Origin of the sequence: Castellaniella sp., from assembly GCF_034675845.1 — a bacterium.
Taxonomy (GTDB): domain Bacteria; phylum Pseudomonadota; class Gammaproteobacteria; order Burkholderiales; family Burkholderiaceae_B; genus Castellaniella.
The window spans coordinates 47,486-63,859 of sequence record NZ_JAUCCU010000002.1 but is presented as its reverse complement, the minus strand read 5'-3'; the positions used below and the strand labels follow the sequence as shown (position 1 = coordinate 63,859).

Below are 16,374 nucleotides of genomic sequence, written 5' to 3'. Positions count from 1 at the left end.
TTCGGCGATGCTCAAGCCCGTCGACGTCGACGCTGCTGCCCCCACATCAACAACCCCAGCACAGCCAGGGGCGGCAACAGCATCCATTCCTTGGAAGGCCGATTGGTGGGCACCTCGATCCCGGTAATGTCATAACCCTGTTCAATGCCCAGCTTGGCCGCCGGGCTGCCAAAGCGCACCGCGATAATGCTCAAGGTATCGCCATTGGACAAGATCCGCAGGCCAGCCGACTGCAGACGGTCGCGGGCAGTATCGCCCTCGCCCAGGGCCAACAGCACACCCTTGGAAATTTCCTTGCCATATAGGTTTTCGCCATGAACCCATAAGCGCAGCGCCTGACCAGGACCAGCGGCTTCGACATGGCTCATGACCTGGTCCGCCGGTTGCAGCGCATATTCGGGCACGATCCGATCCATCCAGAATCCAGGCCGGAACAAGGAAAACGCAATCACCAGCAGCAAGACGCATTCATACCAGCGATTGCGGTCCAGAAACCAGCCCTGGGTGGCCGCCACAAATACCAGATTGGCCAGGATCGCCGCGCTGACCGTGATAAACAGGTGCAGAGGACTGCCAATGTCGATCAGCAGCAGCTGGGTATTGAAAATAAACATGAACGGCAGCACCGCCGTGCGGATGCTGTAACCAAATGCCGTTACCCCGGTCTTGATGGGGTCGGTGCGGGCAATGCCCGCCGCCGCATACGAGGCCAACCCTACCGGCGGGGTCACATCGGCCATCAAACCAAAATAGAACACGAACAGATGCACGGCGATCAGCGGCACCAACAAGCCATTCTGTGCGCCAAGCTCGACCACCACCGGCGCCATCAGCGTAGACACCACAATATAGTTGGCGGTGGTGGGTAGCCCCATGCCCAGAATCAGACAGATAACCGCCACCATGCCCAGCATGACGAACAGATTGCCGCCCGAAATCATCTCGACAAACTCTGTCATCACCAGGCCCACCCCGGTCAGGGTCACGGTGCCAACGATAATGCCGGCTGCCGCCGTCGCCAGGCCAATGGAAATCATATTGCGCGCGCCGGTCACCAGGCCATTGAGCAGATCGCACGCCCCCTGACGCCATAACCCGGCGTGCGTCTCACGCTGGCGAAACCAGGCTACCAGGGGACGCTGGGTCAACAGAATGAAAACCAGGAACATGGTGGCCCAAAAGGCCGAGGTGGCGGGCGAAAGCTGTTCTACCATCAGGTTCCAGATCAGCACCACCACAGGCAACAGGAAATACAGTCCGGACTTCAGGGTCGGGCCGATATCCGGCAAGGTTTCCAGCGGCGTGCTGGGATCATCTGTTTTCAGGGCCGGATAGCGGGTGCCGAACTTCAGCAGCCCCAGGTACACCAGTACCAGCAGGCCGCCGGCCACATAGAACGAAGCATCCCCCGTCACGGTCTTGATCCAGCCAAAGCCGTAATACACGACCGCCGCCAGGATGATCACCCCGCTGACCGTCATCCCTGTGGAAATCAGACGATATTTCCAAGGCATAGCGTGTTCGCGCGAGATGCCGCGAATATCCGACTTCACGGCCTCCAGATGCACAATGTAAAACAACGCGATATAAGAAATCAGGGCAGGCAAGATCGCATGGGTGACCACCTGGGAATAGGGTATCCCCACATATTCAACCATCAGGAAAGCCGCCGCCCCCATCACGGGCGGCATGATCTGGCCATCCACCGACGCCGCCGCCTCGACGGCTGCAGCCTTGTCGGGGCGGTAACCCACCCGTTTCATCAAGGGAATCGTGAACGTGCCTGTCGTGACGACATTGGCAATGGACGAACCTGAAATCACTCCGGTCGCCGCCGAGGCCAGCACGGCGGCCTTGGCCGGGCCGCCACGCAGCCCCCCCAGCAAGGAAATTGCGGACTGGATGAAATAATTGCCGGCCCCGGCAGTTTCCAGCAGAGCGCCAAACAACACGAACAAGAAGATGAAGCTGGCCGACACCCCCAGCGCCACGCCATAGACGCCTTCGGTGGTGAGCCACAAATGCGACATGCCCTTACTGAGCGACACGGCCTTGTGGGCAATCATGTCGGGCATGTAAGGGCCCAAAAAAATATAGCCGATGAATACCACGGCCAAGGCCACCAACGGCATGCCCAGGGCACGGCGAGTCGCCTCCAGCAACATGGCCAGACCGACGACGGCCACCACCAGATCTTGAGTGGTTGGCAGACCAGGGCGATGGGACAACTGATCGTAGAACAGGTACAGATAAGCCGCGCAAAAAGCGCCCACTACGGCAAACACCCAATCCAGCAATGGAACATACGCGCGCGGGGATCGCTTGAAAGCGGGAAACAACACAAAGCCCAGGAACACGGCAAACGCCAGATGGATGGCTCGGGACTCGGTGGTATTGAGCACGAACACCCCAAGCTCGAACGGCAGGGGGGAAGCAATCCACAACTGGAACAGGGACCACGCCAAGGCGGTCAGCATGATCAGGCGGGCAACCAGCCCCTGAGGCGCCCGCCCGCCGGTATCGGAATCCGCGACTAATTGTTTAAGTTGTTCGTCAGTGAGATGAAAATCGGTGCCGGGTGACTTCTTCGCGCTCAAGGGCAAGCTCCTGTGTGCAAAATAAAAAATGCGGCGGTGTACCGCCGCCGCACCATGAACGGCCAACCCTCTGGTCAGCCCCATGGTTCAAACAGGCTTACATCCAGCCCTTTTCCTTATAGTATTTGACTGCGCCCTCGTGCATGGGGGCGGTCAGACCATCCTTGACCATCAGCTGCGGGTCCAGGTTGGCAAAGGCCGGGTGTAATTTCTTGAACTCATCGAAGTTTTCGAAGACGGACTTGACCAGTTGGTAGACGACCTCCGGCGAGGTCTTTTCAGACGCCACCATGGTCGCCAGCACGCCATAGGTGGCCGTGTCGTCCGGATTGTTGGCGTACATGCCGCCAGGGATGGTGACACTGGCATAGTACGGATTGGCCGCGATCAACTGATCGACTTCCGGGCCTCGGACATTGACCAACTGGGCCGCGCAGGTGGTGGTCACATCCTGCAGGTTGGCAGAGGGATTGCCCACCACATAGGCGAAGCCATCGACCTTGTTGTCGCACAGGGCTGCACCGTGTTCGTCAGCCTTGAGTTCGGAGGCCAAGGAAAAATCGGCTTTGCTCATGCCCAGAGCAGGCAGCAGCATATCGACCGTGGCCCGCTGGCCCGAGCCTGGATTGCCGATATTGAAGCGTTTGCCCTTGAAATCCTGGAATTCCTTGATTTTGGCTTCAGGGCGCGCGGCCACCATCAGCGGTTCAGGGTGAATCGAGAACACCGCCCGCAGATCCGTCACCGCGCCGGGTTCCTTGAACTGGTTTTCGCCCTTGGTGGCGTTATATTGCACGTCCGACTGCACTACGCCAAAATCAAGCTCGCCGCCCTTGATGGTGTTGACGTTATAGACGGAACCACCCGTACTCTCGACTGAGCAGCGGATGCCGGTCTCGGCGCGGTCCTTGTTCATCAGGCGGCACACAGCCCCGCCAACGGCGTAGTACACGCCAGTCACGCCACCGGTGCCGATGGTGACAAACTGGGTTTGGGCTTGGGAAGGCGTGGCGGAAAAAGCCAGCCCTGCGGTCAGGATGGCAGCCAGTGCTTTCAATTTCATCGTCAAGGTCGTCTCCGATACAATCGTTACAAGACCGGGCAGTGTACGCAACACTTGGCGAATTGATCAATAGGGGGTGTCCCTGACGTAAAGCTGAATTGGCTGCATACGCCCCGGAACACGGCTTGCAGCCGCCTGGCCAACAAGTCGCAATGACTGGCGTCTCCTGCAGGAATCGAACCTGCAATCTTCCCTTAGGAGGGGAAAGTTATATCCATTTAACTAAGGAGACTGGGGGCCGCGCGAAAATGTGCAAAGACAGGCAATCTAGTAGTATAAAGCAGTCACATTGCTCCTGCTGATCCCCCTCCCCCATGCTCAACCTCCTCTGGCTAGGCTTCTTTCTGATCGCAGCGGTATCGGCCATTTTTCAGTGGCTGGTACTGGACAGGCCGGATATCTTTGCGCAATTGATCGCCAGCCTGTTCGACATGGCCGATCTATCGGTGCAGCTGATGCTGCTGCTGTTTGGTACGCTGACGCTGTGGATGGGCTTTCTACGCATTGCCGAAGCCGCCGGCTTGGTTCAGGGGCTGGCTCGCCTGCTGGGGCCACTATTCAGACGCTTGATGCCCGGGGTGCCTGTCGGCCACCCGGCCCTGGGCCTGATCACGCTGAACTTCGCCGCCAATGCCTTGGGGCTGGATAACGCTGCGACCCCTATTGGCCTGCGCGCCATGCACGAACTGCAATCACTCAATACCAGCACCCCCCAGACCGCCAGCAATGCGCAAATCCTGTTTCTGGTGCTGAACTCATCGTCGCTGACCTTGTTGCCGGTCACGATTTTCATGTATCGCGCCCAGCAGGGTGCGCCAGACCCGACGCTGGTGTTCCTGCCGATTCTGCTGGCGACTTCCGTCTCGACCCTGGTGGGCCTGCTGTCCGTGGCCTACATGCAAAGACTGAAGCTCTATGACCCTGTGGTGCTGGCCTGGCTGGGTACTGGAGCATTGGCGCTGGGGAGCTTCATGGCCCTGTTGGCCGGCTTGAGCGCCACGGCAGTTGCAGCGCTCTCATCTCTGATGGGCAATCTGGCGCTATTTGGCGTGATTATTGCCTTTTTGCTCGTCGGAGCCTACAAGCGCATACCGGTGTATGACAGCTTCATCGAGGGCGCACGCGACGGTTTCGACGTCTGCAAAAACCTGCTGCCCTATCTGGTGGCCATGCTATGCGCCGTGGGCGTGCTGCGGGCCTCCGGCGCACTCGATCTGCTGCTGGACGGCATCCGCTGGGCAGTACAACTGGCGGGGCTGGACGGGCGTTTCGTGGATGCGCTGCCCACCGCGCTGGTCAAGCCTTTTTCAGGCAGCGCGGCACGCGCTTTGCTGATCGAAACCATGCAGCACAGCGGGCCGGACAGCTTTGCATCGCTGCTGGCCGCCACGGTACAAGGCAGCACAGAAACCACCTTCTATGTACTGGCCGTATATTTTGGCGCCGTCGGCATCCAACGCGCACGTCACGCCGTTGGCTGCGCCCTCTTGGCCGACCTGGCCGGAGTATTGGCCTCCATCGCCGTATGCTATTGGTTTTTTGGCTGAACTTTCCCCGAACAAGACAGCCTAAAATTGTAGAGCCACCCGCTACACCCGCCTTGGCGGGCACCTGCGGCACAGACAGCAGCAAGCCTGCGGATACATACACCATGAGCACACGAACCGTCCCGATCTCCATATTGCCCTCACTGGGCGTCCTCCTGCTGCTGACGGGCTGCGCCAATATCGCGGCTACCCCGCCCGGCACACCATTGCCGCAAGTCATCGCGCAATTCGGGACGCCTACGCTGCAATGTATTAACCGCCACGGCCAAGATCGCGTGATCTGGTCGCGCCAACCTTATGGACAATACGCCTGGGGGGCCAACCTGGATACCCAGGGGCGCGTAGAATCAGTTGTGCCAATCCTGACCGACGAGCATTTCCAGATTCTGAAGCAAGGCACGTGGTCTGCCGAGCAGGTTCGTTGCGAATTTGGGCCGCCCGCCGAGATCGAGCCAGTGGGCCTGCCCAGCGTACGCCAACTGGTCTGGAGCTACCGCTACAAGCAGGACCATGTCTGGAATTCGCTGATGTATGTCTTCATGGGCCGGGACGGCCAGCAGGTCACGAAACTTCATCCCGGCCCCGACCCCATGTATGACCAGGAGCAGATGGCCCCCCGGTTTTAAACCAGGACATCGACTACGAACGAGCGCGTCGTCATGATTTTCTCCATGACCCGCTTCTTATGCTAGAATTCCGTCTTTGCTGGAGACGTGGCCGAGTGGTTGAAGGTACTCCCCTGCTAAGGGAGCATGCGGCTTATACCCGCATCGAGGGTTCGAATCCCTCCGTCTCCGCCAGCTGACCCCTTGAAATTCAAGGGGTTTTTCTTTTTTCGGTATTTGCAATCAGGTCTTATGCGACTGATTAGCTCTCAAATCGAAGCCTGTAAAAACGCCAACTGCACGCCCGCCAAAATGGGCGCCGCCATTCACGGGCAATCCCCGGCAGATTCACGGTATCATCAGCACGACAACCTCATACCTATTTACCAGCAGGAGATTCTGATCATGGGCAAATCTGCATTGTTTGCGGTCCTCTTAGCCACCGGGGCCTTGGCCGCCTGCCAGGCCCCCGGCACCAATCGGTATGGCAGCAACAACACATCCGAATTCGACTGCATTGCCGCCACTGTGGGCGGGGCTGTCATCGGTGGGCTGGTGGGCAGCACCATCGGCGGTGGCTCTGGCAAAACCCTGGCCACGGCAGCAGGCATAGGCGGCGGTGGCTACGTCGGTAATCGGATGGGATGCCGTTAAGGCTTTACATGGACAACATCATGAAAAAAAACGTGCTTCTTCTGTCCCTTTTGTTTGCCGCCGCCCCTGTGCTGGCCCAGCCAGCCTCAGCCTGGTCCACTGCTCACTTCGAGCAACTGGATACCAATAAGGATGGCAAGATCAGCCTGACCGAATACGAAATCTTCATGCACAGCGCCTTCACGCGCCTGGACAAGAACGGCAATGGCGCAATCACGATTGACGAGGCAGCCGGCGTGCTGACCCCTGAACAATTCAAGAAGCTCGATGCCAATGGCGACGGAAAAATCGATCTGGACGAATTCATGCAGGCCGTCATGGCCGACTTTGAACAGCAGGATCTCGACGGCGACAAGCACCTGACACGCTAAGCGTCAATACCAGTACAGTGGCCTGCCCCTCACAAGGGACAGGCAACTGACGCATCAGGCATCGACGCGGACAGGTTCCTGATCCAGTTCGAAGGCCTTATGCAAGGCGCGCACGGCCAATTCCATGTACTTGTCGTTGATCAATACCGAGGTCTTGATCTCGGAGGTGCTGATCATCTGGATATTGATGCCTTCCTCGGCCAAGGTACGGAACATCAGACTGGCCACCCCAACGTGGCTGCGCATGCCGATCCCCACGATAGAGACCTTGGCCACCTTGTCGTCGGATACAGTCTCGCCTGCCCCGACTGCCGGGCCAATCTGGTTTTTCAGCAGATCCAAGGTACGGGTGAAATCATTGCGGTTCACCGTGAAAGAAAAATCGGTCATGCCTTGCTGCGAGATATTCTGCAGAATCATGTCGACATCAATATTGGCGGCCGCCACAGGCCCCAGGATAGAGTAAGCAACGCCCGGAGTATCGGGCACATTACGCAGGGTGACCTTAGCCTCGTCGCGGCTAAAGGCAATACCGGAGACAACGGCGGATTCCATTTTCTGATCTTCCTCGAAAGTAATAAGCGTACCTGAATGCATTTCCTCGTCGACCGGAATCAAGGGATCGGTGAGCGAGGACAGCACCCGCATGGGCACCTGGTATTTACCGGCGAATTCCACCGCGCGGATTTGCAGGACTTTAGAACCCAAGGACGCCATTTCCAGCATTTCCTCGAAGGAAATGACATTCATGCGGCGGGCTTCGGGCACAACCCGCGGGTCGGTGGTGTAAACACCATCCACATCCGTGAAAATCAGGCATTCGTCGGCCTTCATGGCGGCAGCCACCGCCACGGCGGAGGTATCCGAGCCGCCCCGACCCAGGGTCGTGATATGACCATCGTCATCGATCCCCTGAAAGCCGGTGATGATGACCACCCGACCGGCATCCAGATCCGCGCGCACGCGGGCATCGTCGATGGATTTGATGCGGGCCTTGGTGTAGCTGCTGTCGGTACGCACAGGCACCTGCCAGCCGGCATAGCTGCGGGCGGCCACCCCCTGGCGCATCAAGGCGATGGCCAACAAGGCGCTGCTGGCCTGTTCGCCGGTCGCAGCCAACATATCGAGTTCGCGGGGGTCGGGCTGGGGGGAAATATCCCTGGCCAAACCCAGCAGACGATTGGTTTCACCGGACATGGCCGAGGGCACAACCACGACCTGATGGCCTGCGGCATGCCATTTGGCCACACGGCGCGCGACATTTTGAATGCGTTCGACAGACCCCATCGAGGTGCCGCCGTATTTCTGGACAATGAGCATGATGGTAGGCAAAAAACGCTGCTGGCCAACATGGCCAGGCAGGCTGGAAATTAAGCCAACTATTCTAATGGGTTTTGAAAACTCGTGCGCTGCAGCAATTACTCGCCGGGCGAACTCAAAGTATTGGCATCCGAAACCGCCGACAGCAAACACACACGGCCTTTTTGCACCACAATCCAATGATGGTCGTGGCGTAGCTGCACCTGGCGGTCATGCCCCAGGGCATGCACGCCGCGCAGCTGAAGCAGCCAGGCATTCAAGCGCGCTTCGGTGGGCATGCGCAGACCCCTACCCTGCAGCCAGAAGCGCAAGACAGGGGCCTGACGCACAGCGGGCAGGCGGCGCCAGGCCACCAATGAAAAATTACGATCTTCATCCTGGGGGTCCAACTGCAGCCAATCATCCAAGGCACTGGCCTGAGTCCAGCACACCAAGTCCTGGGCCTGACGCGCATGACGCGCCAGCGTCTGACGCCAGGCAGGCCAGTGGGCGTCCAGCACCGGGGCCAGTTCTGCGCGCAAGGCCCCTCGCGCATACCGGCAATCCCGGTTGCTGGGGTCCTGCACGGGCTGCCAAGCACTCAGATCGGCAAAACGGTCCGCTGCCTGCAAGATCCGTGCTCTGGCGTGATTTAACCAGGGACGGTGATAGGTGATGCTGGCAGCCAGGTCTGCGGCCCCGGCCATCGGCGATAGCCCATCAGCACCATACTGGATGATCTCGGCCTGGTCGCGCTGCATACTGGGCGCCATGGCAGCCAGGCCTGTAGGCCCCGCACCGCGCAACAGACGCAGCAAAACAGTCTCGGCCTGATCGTCCTGATGATGCGCCAGCAGCATATGCTGGATCGCCACGGCGCGGGCCATCTCCGATAGAGCCTGATAGCGTGCCGCACGCGCGGCGGCCTCCATGCCATGCCCTTGCAGGGTCAGCTGTACCCGACGGGTGTGACAAGGCAAGCCCAGCAGATCCGCCAATCGCTGTGCGTGGTCCAGCCAATCATCTGCCGCTGTCTGCAGCCCATGGTGGATATGAAAACAATGCACCGGGCGACCGGCATCCGCCGCTGCCACCGCCGTATGCAAAGCCAGCATGGCGGAATCCGCCCCCGCGCTCAGGGCCACCCCCACCGCCATATCGACCGGCCAGGCCTGCAGGGTGGACCGCAATGCCGCCAGCAGACGCGCATCGCATGCCGCCCGCCAAGGCGATGAGGTCACCGGCATGCCCATCAATGTCCCGATCAGACCGAAGGCCGCGTATCAGCCTTAACGGGTCTCTTGGAAGCGTCCATAGGCGGTCAAGCGTTCCAGGCGGCGGCGCAGGAGTTCGTCGGTATCCAGGCTGGAGAGTTCGCGCAGGGCATCCGCCAGGGCGCGGTGCAACTGGCGAGCCATGGTGTCCGGGTCGCGGTGGGCGCCACCGACGGGTTCGTTGACCACGCGGTCGATCAGGCCCAGGTCTTTCAGGCGCGGTGCCGTAATGGCCAGGGCTTCGGCAGCGGTAGAGGCCTTATCGGCGCTGCGCCACAGGATGGACGCGCAGCCTTCAGGGGAAATCACGGAATACGTGGCATATTGCAGCATCATGACCGTATCGCCCACGGCAATGGCCAAGGCACCGCCCGAGCCGCCTTCGCCGATGATGGTGACGATGATGGGGGTTTTCAGCCCGGACATGGCGAACAAATTATGGCCGATGGCCTCGGATTGGCCGCGCTCTTCGGCGCCCACGCCGGGGTATGCCCCCGGGGTATCGACAAACGTGAAGATCGGCAGGCGGAATTTCTCGGCCAGGCGCATCAGGCGCAGAGCCTTGCGGTAGCCTTCCGGCAAAGGCATGCCGAAATTGCGCATGGCGCGTTCTTTGGTGTCACGACCTTTTTGGTGACCGATCACCATGCAAGGGGTGCCATTGAAACGCGCCAGCCCACCCACGATGGACTGGTCATCGGCATACATGCGGTCGCCGTGCAACTCGTGAAAATCCGTGAACAGCGCCTGGACATAGTCCATGGTGTAGGGACGCTGGGGATGGCGTGCCACCAGTGCCGTCTGCCAAGGCGTGAGCTTGGCGTAGATGCTCTTGGCCAGGGACTGGCTTTTTTGCTGCAGGCGCCCGACTTCTTCGGAGATGTCCACGGCAGAATCCGTCTGCACGTAGCGCAGTTCTTCGATTTTCTGATCGAGCTCGGCCAGGGGTTGTTCAAATTCGAGGAATGTATTTCGCATGAGGACGGGATTTCCGGAAGGAAAAAATCAATATTCGACAGCAGCGGCATCCATGCTGCGCCACAAGTACCAGCTGGCTACCGTGCGCCACGGTGCCCAGGCCTGGGAGACCTCGCGGGCCTCGAAGCGGGAGACAGGCTCGCCACTGAAGTAATGATGGGAAATAGCCTTAAGCAAGGCAGTATCGTCGAGCGGCAGAACATCAGGCCGCCCGAGAAAGAAAATCAGGAACATCTCGGCCGACCAGCGGCCCACCCCGCGAATATCGCAAAGTTGCGCCACGATGGCGGCATTATCCTGCGGTTGCCACCAATCGGGGTCCATGTGCTCAGGCTGCTGAAAAAACAGGGCGGCATCGCGCACATACTGAGCCTTGCGCAAGGACAGCCCCAGCGACTTCAACTGGGCTTCGGAGTGCTGCAAAATGCAATCGGGCTGCAGGTCCGGGCCACAGGCCTGGATCAGCTGCTGCCAGAGCTTGCGCCCCAAAGCCAGTGAAATCTGCTGGCCCACAATAATGCGGATCAGGGTCTGGTAAGGCCCCTGACGCGTCTGTATCGATTCCCGGCCATAGACCGGGATGAGCTTGCGCAAAATACGATCACGCTGGATCAGGTCCTGACAGGCCTGTGCCCAATAGGCGGGACTTTGCACCTGGGGTTCGGGCTGACGCATGTCCATGTTTATACCCGCCGCCATTGGGTGGCCCCCCCCGCCACATCGGCGAGTTCGACCCCCTGGTCGCGCAGTTGGGTACGGATTTGGTCGGCGCGGGCAAAATCACGGGCGGCCTTGGCCTGGCTGCGCTGATCGATCAGGGCCTCGATGGCCTGGGTCGACAGGGCGGCTGCTTCGGACTGCAGCGCAGTCGACAAAAAGCGCGTCGTTGACTGCAGGTAGGCCTGCGGGTCGGTCTGCAGCAGGCCCAGGATCGCCCCCAGGGCGCGCAGCAGGCCGCTGGCCTGGGCGCTGGTGTCGCGATTTGCCTGGCTGGCCAGATCGAACAGCACGGCCACCGCGCCGGCCGTATTGAAATCATCATCCATGGCCGCCCGAAAGGCCTGGGGCGCAGGTGCCTGCCAATCGATTTCAACCACAGCGGGCGGGACATTGAGCAGGGCCTGATACAGACGATCCAGAGCATGCTGGGCATCCAGGAGATTATCGGGCGTGTAGTTCTGGACGCTGCGATAGTGGCTGCGCACCAAAAAGAAACGCAGCATCTCGGATTCGCGGGGATTGGCGGTGTAATCCGCCTGGGTCTCGGTGGGGCGATCCGCCACCGTGTCGCGGATACGCCGGAAATTGCCCAGGGATTTGGACATTTTTTCGGTGTCCACCATCATCGGGCCACAATGCATCCAGGTGGTCGCCAACGTGCCGCCAAAGGCGCCTTCGCTTTGGGCGATTTCGTTCTCGTGGTGGGGAAATTTCAGGTCAGGCCCCCCGCCATGAATATCCAGCGGCATGCCCAGCAGCGTATGGCTCATGGCCGAGCATTCGATGTGCCAGCCTGGACGCCCCGGACCATAGGGAGAATCCCAGCGGCTATCCGCCGGTTCGTCGGGCTTGGCGGATTTCCACAGCACGAAATCCAAGGGGTCTTGTTTGCCCGAGGACACGGCCACGCGTTCGCCCGCCCGCAGATCGTCCAGGGATTTGCCGGAGAGCTTGCCGTAGCCAGGGAATTTTCGCACTGAAAAATTGACGTCACCATCGCTGCCGCAATAGGCCAGGCCGCGCTGTTCCAGGACGCTGATGATATCGAGCATGCCCGCGACGTGTTCGGTGGCACGCGGCTCGGCATCCGGCGCCTGCACGCCCAAGGCCTTTTCGTCGGCCCGCATGGCAGCGATAAAGAATTCAGTCAACGTGCTGATCGGCACGTCGCGCTCGACAGCGCGGCGGATGATCTTGTCGTCGATATCGGTAATATTGCGCACGTAGCGCACCTGATAGCCCGTGGCGCGCAGCCAGCGCTGCACGACGTCGAAGCTGACCAGCATACGGGCATGGCCCAAATGGCAGAAGTCATAGACCGTCATGCCGCAGACGTACATCCGCACCACCCCCGGCTCTGCTGTCTGCAGCGGGGTTTTCTGGCGCGAAAGGGTGTTATAAATGTGCAGCATGTCTAGTAAATTGAAGTCAAGCAATCCCTGCACGCCAGACGATGTAGCGACACAAGGGGATGTAAAATGAACTGCCAAGTATACCGTCTGCGGGCCTTGTCCCCGAAACCCTTTATTAAAACTTTCATTGGGCGTTGTGTGCTGTGACCCGTGTTTTTTTGACTACCCTGACCCTATGTGCCGGACTGGCAGCCTGGCCTGCGCACAGCGCACCCCCTGATACTACCGCGTCCAACGCTGCAGTCCAAGGCCTGATGTTTGATCCTGCCACCGGCCAGTTTACCGATGCCCAGGCCCCTGATGGCGGCTGGCAAGCCTTTGCCGCCATCCTGGAAAAGGCAGCCCCGTCCACCAATACCGCCATTCCGCTGACGCCATCCCAGTTGACCAACCGCATTGCCCGGCTGATCGATACAGGTCACGCCCTGGATGCACTGACCCTGATCCAGCAACGCGAACAGGCACTGGCGGCCTCCAACCCACTGGGCGATGACGTCCAGCTGCTATACCAAAAAGGCCGCGCACTCAGCGCCTTGGGTCGGCACGATCAGGCCATTGCCCTGTGGCAATCCATGACCGAAAGCTTCCCCGAACTACCCGAACCCTGGAACGCCCTGGCGGTCGAATACGTTGGCCAGGGACGTCTGCAGCTTGCGCTCAATGCCCTGAACATGGCGCTGGCATCCGATCCGGGCTTCGCACCGGCCCTGGAAAACGTGGGCCATGTTCAAATGGCACTGGCCCAGGAAGCCTTCGCCCGGGCGCAGGCCGCCCAGGCCACCCACTAATTTTTTCTCGATAAAACCTCATGCACGCTAGCTCCTTATCACGACGCATCCTGTCCTGGATGCGGGTTTTCAGCCTAGGCTGCACCCTGGTCATGGCCCCCGGCCTGGTCGGCGCCGCCACCCCTTCCAACTCTACCCAAGGCCAATCCATGAGCACACACCCGCAGGTCAAACTCCACACCAACAAGGGCGACATGCTGATCGAACTGGACGCCGAAAAGGCCCCAAAAACGGTCGAAAACTTCCTGAACTACGTCAAGGAAGGCTTCTATAACGGCACCATCTTCCATCGCGTGATCAATAATTTCATGGTCCAGGGCGGTGGTTTCGACGCCGACATGAAACAAAAACAAACCAACGCCACCGTCGAAAACGAAGCCAATAACGGCCTGAAGAACGACCGCTACACCCTGGCCATGGCCCGTACATCAGACCCTCACTCGGCCACCGCCCAGTTCTTCATCAATGTCGCCGACAACGACTTCCTCAACTTCACCTCGCCCACGCCTAATGGCTGGGGCTACGCCGTGTTTGGCCGCGTCATCGAAGGCACCGACGTCGTCGACGAAATGAAAAAGGTCAAGACCGGCAATAAAGGCTTCCACCAAGACGTGCCCGTGGATGATCTCATCATCGAATCCGCCACGATTGTTGAATAAGACGGCTTGTCCGGGTGCCCCTGGTGGCACCCTCTCTTTGGCGGCAAACCACACCCTCTGGCTTGCCTCCGATATACACCTAGGCGCAGGCGTCCCCCGGACGAACCGCGCTTTTTATGATTTTCTGGCCCTGGCTCGCCAACAAGCCCAAGGACTGATTCTATGCGGCGATATCTTCGACGCCTGGATCGGCGACGACCATGCGCTGAAGCAGCCGCCTGTCTGGCTGGCGGAAGCCCTGGACGAACTGAGGCTCACGGCCCAAGCCATTCCGCTATGGTTGATGCACGGCAACCGCGATTTTTTGCTGGGACAAAAGCTGGCCCAGGCACTGGGCGCGCGCCTGCTTGCCGCGCCATGCCGCCTGGATACCTGCATGGGGCCGATCTTGCTGGCCCACGGCGATGAATACTGCACAGACGATGTCAGCTACCAAAGATTTCGACGGGTCGTGCGCACCCGCTGGGTGCAACGCGTTTTTCTAGCGCTGCCCCTGGTGTGGCGCCGCGTTATCGCCCACCGGGCGCGGGCACGCAGCCGCCTGGCGCACAACCACAAGCCCATGCAGATCATGGACGTGAGTCCCGACACGATTATCCAGGCCTTGCGGATGACCCACTGCACGACACTGATCCACGGGCACACCCACCGGCCAGCGGTGCATGCCCTGGAAATCGACGGACAGGTCGGCCAGCGCCATGTGCTGCCCGACTGGGAATTCGACCATGTCCAGCTCCCCCGCGGGGGCTGGATTTCCATCAGCGCAGCAGGCATACAGGCACACGCCTGGCCGCCTAAGGCCGCCCCTAAAGACCGCTAGCCCAGTTGCTCGGCCTCCGGGTCGATACTGGCAGGCAGCAAGCGCTCGATCTGGACCGCCGCGATACGACGGCCTTCCAGGGCCGCAATGGTGAAGCGGAAGGCATCGTAATCGTGCACCAGTTCGCATTGGTCGCCCACGTCCGGCAAACGCCCGAATCGCCGCAGCAAATAACCCGCCAGCGTGGAATATTCCTCGTCCTCGTCCACCAGACCATCGGTATGCAGCAGTTGTTCAAGATGGTGCAAATCGGCTGCGCCATCCACCCGCCAGCGGCCATTGCCCTGATCGATGATGTCGGGCGCTTCGTCCTCATCGGGAAATTCGCCCGCGATGGCCTCGAAGATATCGATGGGCGTGACCACCCCCACAATCGACCCGAACTCATCGGCCACCAGCACCAACAGGCCATGGGACCGCTTGAGGGTCTCCATCAAGGACAGAATCTGGATAGTTTCGTGCACGATAATGGGCTCGCGCAGCCGGGGCTCACGGATACCGCCATGCTCGATCAAGTCCAGCAGCAGTTCCTTGGCGCGCCCCACCCCGACGACTTCGTCCAGCGTGCCACGACAGACAGGGAAAAAACTATGCGGCTCGCGAATCAATTGTTCACGCAGTTCTTCGACTGGGGACTCCAGGTTGATCCAGGAGACATCGGTGCGCGGCGTCATGACCGAGTGCACATTGCGATCACTGAGCGTCAGCACCCCGCTGACCATATTGCGCTCTTCGTCGCCAAACGCCTGGATGGGCCGCGACTCCAGATCATCCGCATCGGGTTCGGGCGGACCTGCCAGGGGGCGGCGCCCCAACATCAACAGCACGGTTTCCGCTGTGCGCTCACGCAGGGGTCGGCGCATTTCCGCACGACGCACATTGCGCTTGGCCCATTGATTCAGGGCCTCGATCAGCACCGAAAAGACAATGGCAGCGTATAGATAGCCTTTTGGCACCGGAAATTTGAAGCCATCGGCCACCAGCGAAAACCCGATCGTCAGCAAAAAGCACAGGCACAGAATGACGACAGTCTGGTGTGCATTGACAAACGTGGTCAGCGGCTTGGACGCCACCAGCATGACCGCCATGGCAATGATGACAGCCGCCATCATGATGGCCAGATGGTCCACCATCCCCACTGCCGTAATAACAGAGTCAATCGAGAACACGGCATCCAGAATCACGATCTGGGTGACGATGACGGCAAACCCGGCATGGATGCGTGACCCGGTGGCATGCTGGGTCCGGCCCTCGATGCGGTCGTGCAGTTCGAAGGTGCCCTTGAACAACAGAAAGAAGCCACCCACAATCAAGATAATGTCGCGCCCCGAAAACCCCATTTCGCCCACATGGAACAACGGCGTGGTCAGACGGATCAGATGCGACATCACCGTCAGCAGCAGCAGGCGCATCAACAGGGCCAGACCCAGGCCCAGCACCCGGGCGCGGTCGCGCTGCTTGGGTGGGAGCTTATCGACCAGAATGGCGATAAACACCAGGTTATCAATGCCCAGGACGATTTCCAGGACAATCAGGGTGAACAGGCCCACCCAAGCGGATGGGTCCTGCAGTAGTTCTACCATGGAT

The 16,374-nt window shown here is 59.9% G+C and carries 15 protein-coding genes and 2 tRNA genes; 8 read left to right on the top strand and 9 right to left on the bottom strand.

From position 1 onward, the window contains the following. Positions 1 to 11: 11 nt before the first annotated feature. The 3 genes from VDP81_RS11900 to VDP81_RS11890 all read right to left on the bottom strand — a co-directional run bounded on the left by VDP81_RS11900 (position 12) and on the right by VDP81_RS11890 (position 3,892). On the bottom strand, positions 12 to 2,597 hold the full coding sequence (locus tag VDP81_RS11900; protein WP_322997023.1) for a TRAP transporter permease: 2,586 nt from the start codon (positions 2,595 to 2,597) through the stop codon (positions 12 to 14). A gap of 97 nt (positions 2,598 to 2,694) precedes the next feature. Further along, positions 2,695 to 3,660 carry a TAXI family TRAP transporter solute-binding subunit gene (locus VDP81_RS11895; RefSeq protein ID WP_322997022.1) on the bottom strand — a complete coding sequence of 322 codons (966 nt, stop codon included), beginning with the start codon at positions 3,658 to 3,660 and terminating at the stop codon, positions 2,695 to 2,697. A gap of 157 nt (positions 3,661 to 3,817) precedes the next feature. Further along, positions 3,818 to 3,892 (bottom strand) — tRNA-Arg (locus tag VDP81_RS11890). Positions 3,893 to 3,974: 82 nt separating this feature from the next. Between VDP81_RS11890 and VDP81_RS11885 the strand changes: the two genes are divergently transcribed. From VDP81_RS11885 to VDP81_RS11865, 5 genes are all read left to right on the top strand, one after another. Next, positions 3,975 to 5,207 (top strand): nucleoside recognition domain-containing protein, encoded by a 1,233-nt coding sequence (locus VDP81_RS11885; RefSeq protein ID WP_322997021.1) that lies wholly within the window; start codon positions 3,975 to 3,977, stop codon positions 5,205 to 5,207. Positions 5,208 to 5,311: 104 nt separating this feature from the next. Beyond that, entirely contained in the window at positions 5,312 to 5,833 is a 522-nt protein-coding gene (locus VDP81_RS11880) for a hypothetical protein (RefSeq protein WP_322997020.1), read from the top strand. An 81-nt stretch (positions 5,834 to 5,914) separates the two neighbouring features. Next, positions 5,915 to 6,007, top strand: a tRNA-Ser gene (locus tag VDP81_RS11875). 210 nt (positions 6,008 to 6,217) lie between these two features. Then, positions 6,218 to 6,466 (top strand): hypothetical protein, encoded by a 249-nt coding sequence (locus tag VDP81_RS11870; RefSeq protein ID WP_322997019.1) that lies wholly within the window; start codon positions 6,218 to 6,220, stop codon positions 6,464 to 6,466. A 20-nt stretch (positions 6,467 to 6,486) separates the two neighbouring features. After that, the gene (locus tag VDP81_RS11865) at positions 6,487 to 6,837 is read left to right on the top strand and encodes an EF-hand domain-containing protein (protein ID WP_323012463.1); all 351 of its coding nucleotides are present in this window, start codon (positions 6,487 to 6,489) and stop codon (positions 6,835 to 6,837) included. A 54-nt stretch (positions 6,838 to 6,891) separates the two neighbouring features. Here VDP81_RS11865 and VDP81_RS11860 read toward each other — a convergent pair whose 3' ends face one another. From VDP81_RS11860 to cysS, 5 genes are all read right to left on the bottom strand, one after another. Next, the gene (locus VDP81_RS11860) at positions 6,892 to 8,160 is read right to left on the bottom strand and encodes an aspartate kinase (protein WP_322997382.1); all 1,269 of its coding nucleotides are present in this window, start codon (positions 8,158 to 8,160) and stop codon (positions 6,892 to 6,894) included. 95 nt (positions 8,161 to 8,255) lie between these two features. After that, positions 8,256 to 9,383: a tRNA lysidine(34) synthetase TilS gene (gene tilS, locus VDP81_RS11855; RefSeq protein WP_322997017.1), complete on the bottom strand. Its 1,128-nt coding sequence runs from the start codon at positions 9,381 to 9,383 to the stop codon at positions 8,256 to 8,258. A gap of 42 nt (positions 9,384 to 9,425) precedes the next feature. After that, positions 9,426 to 10,388 carry an acetyl-CoA carboxylase carboxyltransferase subunit alpha gene (locus tag VDP81_RS11850; protein ID WP_322997016.1) on the bottom strand — a complete coding sequence of 321 codons (963 nt, stop codon included), beginning with the start codon at positions 10,386 to 10,388 and terminating at the stop codon, positions 9,426 to 9,428. Positions 10,389 to 10,415: 27 nt separating this feature from the next. Further along, complete coding sequence (locus VDP81_RS11845; RefSeq protein WP_322997381.1) at positions 10,416 to 11,063, bottom strand: DNA-3-methyladenine glycosylase 2 family protein; 648 nt, start codon at positions 11,061 to 11,063, stop codon at positions 10,416 to 10,418. Positions 11,064 to 11,071: 8 nt separating this feature from the next. Then, the gene (gene cysS, locus VDP81_RS11840; protein WP_322997015.1) at positions 11,072 to 12,520 is read right to left on the bottom strand and encodes a cysteine--tRNA ligase; all 1,449 of its coding nucleotides are present in this window, start codon (positions 12,518 to 12,520) and stop codon (positions 11,072 to 11,074) included. 143 nt (positions 12,521 to 12,663) lie between these two features. Here cysS and VDP81_RS11835 point away from each other — a divergent pair, with 143 nt between their 5' ends. The 3 genes from VDP81_RS11835 (at position 12,664) to VDP81_RS11825 (ending at position 14,787) form a co-directional block, all read left to right on the top strand. After that, complete coding sequence (locus VDP81_RS11835; RefSeq protein ID WP_323012462.1) at positions 12,664 to 13,308, top strand: tetratricopeptide repeat protein; 645 nt, start codon at positions 12,664 to 12,666, stop codon at positions 13,306 to 13,308. A 149-nt stretch (positions 13,309 to 13,457) separates the two neighbouring features. Further along, positions 13,458 to 13,967 carry a peptidylprolyl isomerase gene (locus VDP81_RS11830; RefSeq protein WP_416233267.1) on the top strand — a complete coding sequence of 170 codons (510 nt, stop codon included), beginning with the start codon at positions 13,458 to 13,460 and terminating at the stop codon, positions 13,965 to 13,967. Next, on the top strand, positions 13,960 to 14,787 hold the full coding sequence (locus VDP81_RS11825) for a UDP-2,3-diacylglucosamine diphosphatase (RefSeq protein ID WP_323012461.1): 828 nt from the start codon (positions 13,960 to 13,962) through the stop codon (positions 14,785 to 14,787). Before VDP81_RS11830 ends, VDP81_RS11825 begins: the two co-directional genes overlap by 8 nt. Here VDP81_RS11825 and VDP81_RS11820 read toward each other — a convergent pair. Next, complete coding sequence (locus VDP81_RS11820) at positions 14,784 to 16,370, bottom strand: TerC family protein (RefSeq protein ID WP_322997012.1); 1,587 nt, start codon at positions 16,368 to 16,370, stop codon at positions 14,784 to 14,786. The genes VDP81_RS11825 and VDP81_RS11820 overlap by 4 nt on opposite strands. Between the last annotated feature and the right edge of the window lie 4 nt (positions 16,371 to 16,374).

Coding starts and splice junctions, on each gene's coding strand:
- VDP81_RS11885 (WP_322997021.1), top strand. CDS start 3,975: ATGCTCAACCTCCTCTGGCTAGGCTTCTTTCTGATCGCAGCGGTATCG.
- VDP81_RS11880 (WP_322997020.1), top strand. CDS start 5,312: ATGAGCACACGAACCGTCCCGATCTCCATATTGCCCTCACTGGGCGTC.
- VDP81_RS11870 (WP_322997019.1), top strand. CDS start 6,218: ATGGGCAAATCTGCATTGTTTGCGGTCCTCTTAGCCACCGGGGCCTTG.
- VDP81_RS11850 (WP_322997016.1), bottom strand. CDS start 10,388: ATGCGAAATACATTCCTCGAATTTGAACAACCCCTGGCCGAGCTCGAT.
- tilS (WP_322997017.1), bottom strand. CDS start 9,383: ATGCCGGTGACCTCATCGCCTTGGCGGGCGGCATGCGATGCGCGTCTG.
- VDP81_RS11865 (WP_323012463.1), top strand. CDS start 6,487: ATGAAAAAAAACGTGCTTCTTCTGTCCCTTTTGTTTGCCGCCGCCCCT.
- VDP81_RS11830 (WP_416233267.1), top strand. CDS start 13,458: ATGAGCACACACCCGCAGGTCAAACTCCACACCAACAAGGGCGACATG.
- VDP81_RS11895 (WP_322997022.1), bottom strand. CDS start 3,660: ATGAAATTGAAAGCACTGGCTGCCATCCTGACCGCAGGGCTGGCTTTT.
- VDP81_RS11820 (WP_322997012.1), bottom strand. CDS start 16,370: ATGGTAGAACTACTGCAGGACCCATCCGCTTGGGTGGGCCTGTTCACC.
- cysS (WP_322997015.1), bottom strand. CDS start 12,520: ATGCTGCACATTTATAACACCCTTTCGCGCCAGAAAACCCCGCTGCAG.
- VDP81_RS11845 (WP_322997381.1), bottom strand. CDS start 11,063: ATGCGTCAGCCCGAACCCCAGGTGCAAAGTCCCGCCTATTGGGCACAG.